Raw genomic sequence first — 12,026 nt, 5'->3', positions numbered from 1 at the left:
GGCGGATCACATTGCCGGCAGCCAAACATTTGCTGGCAAAAGTTTACCTGACAAGAGCCGGCGGCGCCGCTAAACAAACGGGCGATTACGCAAAAGCAGCACAATTGGCCACCGAGGTCATCAGTACCCCGGGCCCGCAGCTCTTACCGGATTGTGCAACAGTATTCGAGCAGGGCCCTGGCGAAAAAAATGCAGAGGTGGTACTCTCGGCACAATACAGCATCGACCCCCTCACCAATACCGGCGGACAACGAAGTCACATGCTTTTTTTAGCGGACTACACCACGCAAAGCGGCATGGTACGCGACCTGGCAAACGGACGGCCCTTTGCCCACTTCAGGCCCACGGAATGGATGACCTCTCTTTACAACAAAACCTACGACGCCCGCTTTGATAAAACATTCCGTACCGTTTGGCTTTGTAATAAAGCAGGTACCTATGCTATCAACAAGGACATCGTTCCCAATAAAACGGTGGCCATGAAGCTCCGCGACACGGCTTTCGTTATTGGCGACAGGGAGTATACTGATGCGGAGCGGAATGCAAAAAATTATACCCTGATACCAAAAAGTAAAATTGTGCGCAATGTAAACGGCGGCGGCAATTACGGTTCGGTTTATCCCACCAATTCAAAATTTTACGACTCACTCCGAACCGATGTAAACAGCCAGGATGGCACTCGTGATTTTATCATTTTTCGGCTCGCTGAAACCTACCTGATTGCGGCCGAAGCGTACATCATGGATGGCAAACCTGAACTGGCGCTGCCATATGTAAATGCTGTTAGAAGAAGAGCGGCTAAGACCGGCGGTACCGTAGCCATTACGGCGGCCAACCAAACTGCGATGGAAGTGACGGTTGCGCAGATGAACCTGGATTTTATTCTCGACGAACGTGCAAGGGAACTGTCGGGTGAGTACATGCGTTGGTTTGACCTTGTGCGTACCAATAAATTGCTGGAACGGGTGAAGCTGTACAACCCAGGTGCCGCCGCGGGCATTAAGCCTTACCATGTGCTACGTCCCATTCCCCAGCAGCAGATAGACCGCACCGAAGGCGGCGCAACAGCCTTCCCGCAAAACGAGGGATACCAGTAAATAAAATTTTTCTTAACATGCTGAAAGTTTCCATATTAGTTGCCTGGTTCCTGTCGTCCGCTGTTTTTTGCCACGGATACAACCACGCGGATAACCGCCATCAGGAAGCGATAGATACGGTCACCCAAAGGTTATTGGCCATTTACTTAAAAGACACTGTTGATGTGGTACAGGTGCAGCGGTATGCGGCCGCTTTGCAAGCAGGCGGAAATTGGCCGGACCTTTCTTTTGTTGACAGGAGTTTAACCCACTGGGACCCCGTTACGCATTTGGAACGACTGCATACAATGGCGCTGGCTTATTGCAAACCGTCTACGGAGTGGTACAATGACAAGCAGCTTTTCGATAAGATCATTGCCGGGCTGGATTATTATTTTTCTGAAAAGCCGGTTGCCAAAAACTGGTGGTTTAATCAGATCGGCGCACCGCAGGAATATATGGTTGTTTTATTGCTTTTGAAAGGGAAAATACAACCGGATAAACTGCTTATGTTTTCATCGCTTTTAAAAGACGAAACCGGCAACGAACGGCATCGCTTCAAGAACCGTACCTGGGTTTCTTCCATCACCATTCACAAGGGTTGCATCGAAAACAATGCGGCGCTGGTTCAAAAAGGGTTTACCTCTTTTGCGTCTACGCTTGTGGTGGTTCCTGAACAAGGGATAGAAGGCATTAAAGCGGATTACAGCGTTCACCAGCACCATGAACAATTGTACTCAGGCGGTTACGGGCTTTCTTTTTTAGACGACGTAGCCACGTTTATGCTGCTGGCACAGGGAACGTCGTTCGCCGCCGTATTTACGCCACAACAAAAAGCGTTGTTGGTAAACCTGCTGCTGAACGGTACGCAATTGTTTGGGTATCGGGGAACTATTGACTTTGGCACCACAGGCCGCGGTATTTCAAGACCCGGTCACACCGAAAATATTTCGGGTAAACTGTTAGATAAAATGGTCATCCTTGACCCGCCGCATGCTGCGGATTACCAGGCCTGGAAAGCGCACGTAAGCGGTGCAGCTTACCCCTCCCGTTATCAGGGCAACAAACATTTTTGGAAAGCGGACATCATGACGCAGCACGGTGCAGGTTATTACTTATCGGCGAAGATTATTTCCAAACGAACACTCGGTACCGAATCGTTGAACGGTGAAAACGGTAAAGGATATTACCTGCCGCTTGGCGCCACCAATATTTTAATCCACGGAAATGAGTATCAAAACATTTTTCCGGTCTGGGACTGGACGAAGGTGCCGGGAACAACGGCCGGCACGAACGGCGATTCCACGTCTTTGGTGAGCTATTTGTATGGCGCCAATGATTTCGGCGGCGGTGTAAGCAACGCGAAGGCAGGCGTTATGGCATTTGATGGGAATTATAGAGGCATCCGCGCAAAAAAAGCCTACTTCTTTTTTAACGATGAAATGTTGTGTCTCGGTGCTGGTATTTCGTCAACGCGAAAAGATCCTATCACAACGGCCGTTAACCAATGTTTCCTCAGCGGCGCTGTAATCGCTGCAGAAGACAACGCAGGCCAAACCCTATCTCCAGGCAAGGCTTCATTCAATCACCTCCGCTGGTTGTATCATGACGGTGTTGGCTATATCTTCCCTGCACAACAAACTGTGTGCGTAAAGCAGGAACCTCAGTCCGGTTCCTGGCGGGAGATCAATGAGGGCGGTAGCGCCATGCGATTGCAGCAGCCGGTATTTAGTGTATGGATTGAGCACGGTAGCCAACCGGCTAACAGCCAATATGCTTACCTGGTAGTACCCAATACGTCACTCACCAACTTCAAAAAGCGAGTGGCTAAATCAACGCCTGTGATTGTTCGGAACGACACCACGGTACAGGCAGTCAGCAGCGGAACAGGAAAACTCAACGCCGTTGTTTTTTATCAACCTGCTGTTGTTGTTCTGCCAGACGGTCTGCAATTGCGGGCAGATAAACCGGTGATGGTGCTGCTGCAACAAACAAACGACGCTTATTACATTACGGTATCCGACCCGCTTTACACACAAAAAGATCTCACGCTCACCATCAATAAACCACTGAAGGGGGAAGAGGCTACTGTTAACGGAGCTTACACAAACCTCCACATTGCTTTTCCACCAGGAGACACCGCCGGACAATCGTACTCCAAAACATATAAAAACCTACATCAGTAAAAACCGATATGACATTGCTGCCATTATTAAAAAATAAAACAGCCATATGAAAAATAAAAAATTTACGCTCTTTTTTTTCCTGTACTGCACATTGCTTGCGCTGATTTCCTTTCAGCCGGCCGCCGCACAAATAAAGCTTTCGCAAGGTAAAGCGGCCACTGCCTCGTCTGTCGAAAGCGCCAGCTATCCTGCCTCGAATGCAATGGACGCCGATCCGGCCACCAAATGGTCTTCCTCCGGTTCCGGCTACAACCAATGGATCTATGTTGATTTGGGCGCTGGCTATGACATCGACTACGTCACCATACAATGGGCCGACGGGCGGTATGCAACCGTGTTCGACGTGCAGGTTTCGAACAATGCTACCACATGGACCAGCCTTAAAACCATTTCGTCCAACACATCCGCAAGTACCGATACTATTGCAGATCTGTCTGGCAATTACCGGTACATAAAATTCAACGGGAGAGGCCGCGCCAATCCGGCCGGTTATCGCATTGCTGATTTCGGTGTTTACGGACCAGCGCCTAACACGCCTGCGCAGCAAGTAAGCATCGATACTATCACTGCAAGGCTTCAAAGCAACTATAATTCGATTGTTCTCGATGCCACGGCACAAAGTAACGTTGCTGGTTGGATGCTGTCTATGCAACCGGATGGCCACTGGGCAAGCATTAATTATGACGATGTCTCTGGCACGGCGTCCTGGAGCCCCTACAAACACCTGAGTCGCCTGAAAACGTTTTCCTATGCGTATTCCAATCCCACGAATCCGTTGTATCACGATATGAGCTTACGCGATAAAATTCAACTTGGCTTACAATATTATTTTTACCGCAATCCCTCTTCTACCAACTGGTACGTACGGGAGATCGGCGCTCCGCTTGACTATATGGTAACGCTCATTATGATGAAGGGTGTCATCAACCACGATTCGCTGCTGCGGTACGCTTCCTATTTGGTAGACCGCTCAGGTTATACATCCTATGAAGCAAAAAACCGCTCCTGGGCAGCTACTATCGCCATTTATAAAGGTTGTACCGAGGATAGGTTCTCTATTGTCAATACGGGCTTTTTCAACATGGCAACCACGCTGGACGTGAAAACGACTGCAGGCCCCGAGGGCATCAAATCAGACAACAGCATTCATGTACACGATTCGGCACAATACGATCAGTTGTATTCGGGTGGATACGGTGCTTCTATGCTGGCCGACCTCGCCGATTTTATTTACCTGTCACGAAGCACAACGTTCAGCGATGTGTTTACAACCCAACGGCAGCAAACGCTCGTTAATGCGACGCTGGGAGGAAACCAGGTATTAGGTTACCGCCAGGCAACAGACTGGGGTACAACCGGACGATACATCTCCAGGCTTAACGGCACCGGCAATATGACAACGTCCACGTTAGACAAAATGATACTCATTGAGCCCGGAGATGCGGCAGCGCTTCAGGCGTATAAAGATCACATAGGCGGAGCCGCTTTCCCGGCCGGCTATGTGGGAAACAACCATTTCTGGAAATCGGATATCATGACCTATCATGGCCCGAATTACTACCTGTCTTCAAAAATTATTTCGCAACGTTCCTGTGGTACGGAAATGCTTAACGGGGAAAACATCAAAGGCTATAACCTGCCGCTTGGCGCTACCAACATCATGACCTATGGAAACGAATACACGGGCATCTATCCCATGTGGGACTGGACACGAATTCCCGGAACCACTGCCGAGTTAAACCAGGCGGCAACCCATCTTTCTGGCTATCTGTTTGGTTCGAATGCGTTTGGCGGCGGCGTGTCGGACAATGTAAACGGCGGCGCAATCGCTTTTGAGCAGGACTATAACGCCGTTCAGGCCAGGAAAGCTTATTTTTTTATGGGTGATGCCATGGTTTGCCTCGGCATCGGAATAAAGGCAACAAAAAGCAATACCATTGCAACGTCGGTGAACCAATGCTATCTGTCGGGCTCCGTTACCATTAACAACGGCGTTACAACGCAGGCTTTCACCGGTTCTTCGCAAGCGTTCAACGATCTTCAGTGGATCCACCACAACAACGTCGGCTATCTTTTTCCCAATGGCGGCTACATGACCCTGGAAGCAAAACCCCAATCGGGTAAGTGGACGGACATTAACACAACGGCTACAGACACCACAACCTATACCCAGAACATTTTTAGCATTTGGTTCAACCACAGCGCTACGCCGGCAAACCGGAGTTATTACTACATCGTTATGCCCGACAAGACCTTACCGGCCTTTCAGTCGACGGTTGCCAATCACGGGTTTGTGTTGGTGCAGAACGACGCGACCATCCAGGCCATACGAAACAGTACATTAAAGAATTACGCGGTCGTTTTTCACGATCCCGGAACGGTTGATATGGGTGATGGCCTGACCATTACCGTTGATAAAATGGCTTTGGTATACATTCACAAATATTCGGGCAACTATAAGATTTCCGTTGCCGATCCGCTGTATAGCCAAAGCAGCGTGGCAATAAAAGTCAATAAAGACCTGAGCGGCCCGAACGCTGTTTATGCAAACGGGGTAACAACTATCAACATAACTTTTCCCACCGGTGATTTAACCGGGAAGACGGTGTCGGGTTTTTATCAGATCAACAGCGGGGCAGTGGGAGAGGTATTGGGACAAAGTGCGGCGGAAGATAACACGCTTTCCTTATATCCTAATCCGGCCACAAACAATGTTGTCGTCAAAGGCTTAAACAGCCCGGCGCTTCTACAGGTATACAACGCTGCCGGTAATCTTGTGCTTCAATCGAAAGGGAAAAATGTAAATATAAGATCGCTCCCGGCCGGGTACTACTCGTTGCACATGGTGCTGGTAAACGGCAAGGTCATAAATAAGCATTTCATCAAAAAGTGAGGTGATTGATAAGTGAGGCGATCGATATGATCTAAAAAAGAAATTATGATAAAAAGAACTGTAGTGACGGCGATGCTTTGTTGGGTGGCGCTCCTGGCAAAAACGCAGGATCTATCTCTGCTCCGGCGCGATTCCGTTCTTTCCCTGATGCGGAAAGTTGCCCGCTGGCAAATGAATGAATTTGCCGAAGGCCGGGTTTTAAAAAGTAAAACGGAATGGGAAAACGGCGCTTTGTACACCGGAATCGTGGCCCTGATGCATACTGATACCGAAAAGCAACCATATCGCGATTTCCTGTACGGCATCGGTGAAGACAATAACTGGAACACGGGCAAGATTCGATTGTTCGCCGATGACTATTGTGTGGCGCAGATGTATACCCAATTGTATATGGATTACAGCGAACCAAAGATGATTGCCCGGTGGCGGGCATTGGCCGATACCATTGTGGAGCATGCCTTCAGCGAGTCGCTTGCCGTAGTGCCCAATATCAATCACCGCGAATGGGCCTGGTGCGATGCCTTGTTTATGGGGCCACCGGCACTGGCCTATCTATCTACCGCCGTGGGTGATTTGCGGTATATAAAAAAAGCAGACTCATTGTGGTGGAAAACATCGGCCTACCTGTATGACAAAGAAGAGCGGCTGTTTTATCGCGATAGCCGTTTTTTTGACCAGAGAGAAAAAAATGGCCGAAAAGTCTTTTGGTCACGCGGCAACGGATGGGTTATGGGTGGATTGGTGCGAATGATGGACAACATGCCTAAGAACTTTAAGAACCGAAAAATGTACGAAAGACAATTTAAGGAAATGGCGGCGCGGATCGCTTCCCTTCAGCAGCCCGATGGCAGTTGGCACGCTTCGCTGCTCGACCCGGGATCCTTCCCTGAAAAGGAAACAAGCGGTACCGGCTTTTATGCTTATGCGCTGTGCTGGGGCATGAACCATCAGCTATTGCCAAAGAAGAAATTCCTCCCCGTAGTAGAAAAGGCGTGGGCGGCAATAAAAAGCGCCTTACACCCGGATGGCAAGTTGGGCTTTGTGCAAAACGTAGGTGACAAACCCGTTGGCGCTGGTTACGAAAGCTCCAATGTGTATGGCGTTGGCGCCCTGCTGTTGGCCGGAAGTGAAATTTATAAATTAAAACTATAGCGTTGTCCCGTTCTTCCGGTAAAGACAAATGTTGTAGTGAGATGATCTCAAATTAGAACAATGAAGAAGGCTCTTATTGGCTTATTCGCAATTCTTATATTGGCTGGTTGCGCAAGCTATGCACAAGTGTACAACGTGAAGGATTTCGGCGCTGTACCCGATGGTAAAACAGTAAACACAAAAGCCATTCAGCGGGCATTTGACTCCTGTAGCAAAAACGGTGGACAAGTGCTTATTCCCGTTGGTGTTTTTTTATCCGGTACGCTTTATTTTAAAAGCAATGTGCACATTAAAATTGAGCCGGGCGGCATATTAAAAGGCAGTGCGGCTTTTGAAGATTATCCCGACAATAAAGTAAACTATAAAAATGCATTTACGCATTACCCGGATGGAAAGCAATACCCAAACAAAGCATTTTTATTTGCCGAGGGCGTACAGGATATTTCTATTACCGGCGGAGGTGCCATTGACGGAAGCGGAGACAGTCCCGGGTTTCAGTTGGGCGACGACAGCACACTGGCCAGCCGCACACGACCCTGCCTATTGTTAATTATTGACAGCAAAAAGATCAGGCTGTCAGGTATTCAACTACGTAACTCCGCCTATTGGATGCAGAACTACCTGGGTTGCGAAGATCTGGAACTGCGCAACCTGAACATTTTTAACCAAAGCAATTATAACCAGGACGGAATAGACATTGATGCAAAGAATGTACTGATTGAAAATTGCGTAATTGATGTGGATGACGATGGCATTTGTTTTAAAAGCCACGACAGGAACCGCCCGGTCGAAAATGCTGTTGTGCGCAATTGCACCATTGCCAGCAATTGCAACGCCATTAAGTTCGGCACTATGTCTCTCGGCGGTTTAAAAAACCTGACGGTTTCAAATTGCACTATTAAAAGGGCGTCAGCCGACCATATTCGCCAATGGCAAAAGAAACTGGCCTTTATTGAGCAGCCTGTTACGGTTATTTCCGGCATTGCCCTGGAGGCTGTGGACGGTGGGGTTGTAGAGGACGTGAAGATCTCCAATATTCAAATGAAAGACGTGCAAACGCCCCTTTTCATTGTGCTGGGCAGGCGTGGCCGCAAGCAGCCCGGCGAGGTAGGTGAGGCGCCGGTAGGCAAGATCCGGAATGTTGTCATCAGGAACGTCACGGCCGTTAGCCACAGCAAAATGAGCAGTTCGATAACGGCCTTTCCCGGGGCGTACGTGGAGAATATTGTTCTGCAACATATTTCGATAAGCGGAATGGGAAAGGGAACGCTTAGCGAAGCCAACCTGCCTTTGAAAGAAGCGCCAACCAGCTATCCCGAAAACCGGATGTATGGTGAGGTATATCCCGCAAGCGGCTTGTTCATCCGGCACGTAAAAGGCATTACCCTTCAAAGCATCTACTTACGGGTACGAAACAGCGATAGCCGGCCGGCAATTATCCTGGACGACGTAATGAATGCCAAAATGCATCTTTAACCGCCGAGATTCCCGACATAATTTCGATTCCTTGCCAACAAGAATTGATAATACAGGAAAATTAGAAATTGATGGTTATGGTGTAGAACGCGGTACATGCGTTTTGTTAAATAATTTTGAGGCCCTTCTGTGGAGAATGTTAATTAAATTTGGGAACAGACGCTTTTTTGCCGTTTAAATAACGAGATTAGCGTAGTTAGCTATGCGAAGAGCATATTGATAATTTATTTTATAAATATTCTTTGGTGAAACTTATTATGAATAAAAAAAACCAAAAATATGAAAGCAGACAAAATCGAGAAAGACATCAAAATCTTTTACGTAACAGCTAAATCTTTTCCCGATGGCATACAAGATGCCCATGACAGGCTTCATACAATGGTGCCATTCTCGAAAGAAAGAAAATATTTTGGCATTTCCAGACCAGAAAATGGTAAAATTATTTATCGTGTTGGTACTGAAGAAACCTTTGCAGGAGAATCAGAAAAATATCAGTGTGATACTCTTATAATTAAAAGTGGTAATTACGTTTCTACAGTCGTAGAAGATTTTAGAAAAGATAAAACCAGCATTAGTAAAGCATTTGAAGAGCTGCTTAAACAACCGAACTTAGACCCCGAAGGTTACTGTGTGGAATGGTATGCTAACGATAAAGAAGAAGTTAAATGCATGATTAGGCTTAATCAATAAGAGTTTACTTATCAAGCGGAATTAATAATTGACTTATGCAGGTTTTCTTTCGACCGTTTGCAGGTGTGATTGGAATGTTAGCATATGCGTTTCTTATTAATGGAGTAATGAGATTAAAAGTTAAGCAAAGCTTTGTCTCTTTTTTGCTATGGGCAATGTTAGATACTATTGCGACAGTAACAACAATAGTTGAAGGTGGTAATTACTGGCTTCCATTATCCAATGCTTTAGGTGGCATAATTGTTAGCATTTTGCTGGCTATAAAAAAGCAGATTTCGTTTTCCTGGGTTGAAGCATTGACGGCAGTCTTGGTTATTATTTGCCTGATAGTTTGGCATTTTTCCGGAACCAAAGCAGGAATTATCTCAAGTAGTCTCGCGGTTGTTATTGCAAGCATTCCACAAATGGTCGAAACTTACGAAACACCATCGAAGACACCCACCGGTGTTTATATTATTTTTTTAACCGCAAATATTATATCTTTTGTTGCCGGAAAAGATTGGACAATTCAAGAGCGGTTTTATTCGGGATGTACTGTTTTCTTATGCTTAGTGATTGTATTATTTTCAATAAGAAATTTCAAACAAAAGACCATGCATGAATAACAGCTGCTAGCACGGTAAAGCACTGAACGTCAGCGCTTTTTTTGTACTGCCAAGGCTGGCGAATAGACAATAAACAATAAAAACAGCCACCGGGAGTTTAATTACATAATTTCCAATTAAACATATTGAATGTATAAAAAGAGGTAACTACTAATGCGGGGGTCAGATTTTTAGCCAATAGGATTTTAGGCCTCCAAGCCGTTTATCTGTATATGCGATTCCCATTTATTGTACCCTTTATTTTGCAAGCCAGTTTTGTCTGGCACAAATCGATCGATCCCATAAATCAATATATTACACATCTATTATACCCCCTTGTTATTTTCTACCCCCCTTTTTTAAGAATTTGTCTCCTATCGCGCTCCTGAATACCCGGTAAATTTAGAGCCTAACGATTAAAACCATTTGTTATGAAAAAATTATTCTATGTAATGTATGTATCGGGTTGCCTCTTGCTTTTGGGTAGCTGCACTAAAAGAAATAATCAGGCAGTTGAAGCGTCCGATGACGCTAATGCCAGCGTGGTACCCACTGAATCTGTAGGCGCCGCAGGTATTTCGGGGTTAAACTGGGCCGATGGAAGAGATAATTTTGTAGATGGCTGGGTGATCCCCTCTGGTTTAACGGCCGGTGACAGCTATAGTACGGTGGTTGCCAAAACAGATGCTATCCTGAACGGTTTTTCGGGCCGGGTAAGCGGGGTAAACACGATCCGTATTCCGGTTAATCCGCCTTCTGTAGCCGAAAGTTGGTGGGGAAGTTATACCGGGGCTATAGATAAAGCCACCGGTAAAGGTTGGAAAGTTATTATCGCTTGCTGGGAAAGCGCCTCCTCGAAGGATGGTAAAATTGATAACACAACCGACTTCTGGAATATGTGGAGCACCATTGTAAATAAATACCAGGGCAACGGCAATGTATACTTCGAACCGTTTAATGAACCGCATGGATATACATTGAGTCAATTGACAGGTATATATGCACAGTTCCTTTCAAATTTCCCTACTGTTCCAAAAGGCAGGATAATATTGGACGGTCAGGGCTACTCTGAAAATGTTACCGGTGTTGGTGCGGATAGCCGGTTTAACAGTTGTTTGCTGGGGTTGCATAACTATGCTTACTGGGCTACACATAGCGCCGCTGATTGGAGGACCGACTGGAGGAACCGGATAGGAAGTTATGGAAGCCGCACGGTTATAACTGAATTCGGCGCCACTATGAATTCAGGAAAAGATTACCAAAATGGTTCACAATCTGATAATGAAATTGCGTATATCGTTTCAACCAGCGACGTTTGCAGGAACGATAAAATTGCAAGCGTTTACTGGCCAGGTTTGCGCGACAACGATTCCTATAGTTTGTTAAAGCGTGGAGGAAGTGGTACCAGTATTACTATTTCTACCGTTAACTCCTCCGGCGTTTTCAGGTTACGTTATGGTTGGGGGTTATAAATGATAGGAGCGTAGTTGTCCTGAATACAGGATAACTACGTTTTCTCAAGGCTTATGTTTCAAACAATGGGTGAGCTAATTAAAGCCGCATACATTGAATCCCTGCGGTACATGGATGGGCGTTCTCCTATTTTTTCGATCCTGGAAAAGCCTGCATCTCCAAATATCGACTGTGCACGCGCAAATGAAACAGGGAAAGGTACCCATTGATTTCCGCTGTCGGTATCGTATTCGATCAGAATAAATACGCCTGCGCCATTGCGTAAATAGTTTTTTAATTGTTTGATACATCCTACCTGTTCTTTTACATAGTGAAGAGAATTTGCCATTAATATACCGTCAAGAGGAGGAATGGGTAATTTATCTTTCACAAAATCCGCCTGGTGAAAAATGATCGGGGGATAATGTGGGAGGTTAGGTTGCTTATACAAATCAACCGCATGAATAGTTGAACCGGGTGGTAAAAGGGTGAATAAGGCTTCTGAGAATAATCCCTT

The 12,026-nt window shown here is 46.4% G+C and carries 9 protein-coding genes; 8 read left to right on the top strand and 1 reads right to left on the bottom strand.

The genetic code is table 11. From position 1 onward, the window contains the following. From ACJ751_RS02055 to ACJ751_RS02020, 8 genes are all read left to right on the top strand, one after another. Positions 1-1,097 (top strand): RagB/SusD family nutrient uptake outer membrane protein (locus tag ACJ751_RS02055; RefSeq protein ID WP_407743711.1); only part of this gene is annotated, 1,097 nt, incomplete at its 5' end. Positions 1,098-1,114: 17 nt separating this feature from the next. Further along, a complete protein-coding gene (locus ACJ751_RS02050) occupies positions 1,115-3,262 on the top strand; it encodes a polysaccharide lyase family 8 super-sandwich domain-containing protein (protein ID WP_407743710.1) in 2,148 nt (715 codons plus the stop codon). Positions 3,263-3,308: 46 nt separating this feature from the next. Continuing rightward, the gene (locus ACJ751_RS02045; RefSeq protein WP_407743709.1) at positions 3,309-6,155 is read left to right on the top strand and encodes a polysaccharide lyase family 8 super-sandwich domain-containing protein; all 2,847 of its coding nucleotides are present in this window, start codon (positions 3,309-3,311) and stop codon (positions 6,153-6,155) included. 45 nt (positions 6,156-6,200) lie between these two features. Then, entirely contained in the window at positions 6,201-7,307 is a 1,107-nt protein-coding gene (locus ACJ751_RS02040) for a glycoside hydrolase family 105 protein (RefSeq protein WP_407743708.1), read from the top strand. A gap of 60 nt (positions 7,308-7,367) precedes the next feature. Continuing rightward, positions 7,368-8,783, top strand: a complete 1,416-nt coding sequence (locus ACJ751_RS02035; protein WP_407743707.1) for a glycoside hydrolase family 28 protein — start codon at positions 7,368-7,370, stop codon at positions 8,781-8,783. A gap of 279 nt (positions 8,784-9,062) precedes the next feature. After that, complete coding sequence (locus tag ACJ751_RS02030; protein ID WP_407743706.1) at positions 9,063-9,473, top strand: hypothetical protein; 411 nt, start codon at positions 9,063-9,065, stop codon at positions 9,471-9,473. A 35-nt stretch (positions 9,474-9,508) separates the two neighbouring features. Continuing rightward, positions 9,509-10,078: a hypothetical protein gene (locus ACJ751_RS02025; protein WP_407743705.1), complete on the top strand. Its 570-nt coding sequence runs from the start codon at positions 9,509-9,511 to the stop codon at positions 10,076-10,078. A gap of 410 nt (positions 10,079-10,488) precedes the next feature. Then, on the top strand, positions 10,489-11,529 hold the full coding sequence (locus ACJ751_RS02020; RefSeq protein WP_407743704.1) for a cellulase family glycosylhydrolase: 1,041 nt from the start codon (positions 10,489-10,491) through the stop codon (positions 11,527-11,529). Positions 11,530-11,588: 59 nt separating this feature from the next. Here the strand turns inward: ACJ751_RS02020 and ACJ751_RS02015 are convergent. Then, the coding region (locus tag ACJ751_RS02015; protein WP_407743703.1) for a methyltransferase type 11 at positions 11,589-12,026 on the bottom strand (438 nt) is incomplete at its 5' end.

It is taken from the genome of Niastella sp. (assembly GCF_045805085.1).
Classification (GTDB): domain Bacteria; phylum Bacteroidota; class Bacteroidia; order Chitinophagales; family Chitinophagaceae; genus Niastella.
Note: the sequence above shows the minus strand (reverse complement) of the source record. Positions and strands in the feature narration are given on the sequence as shown.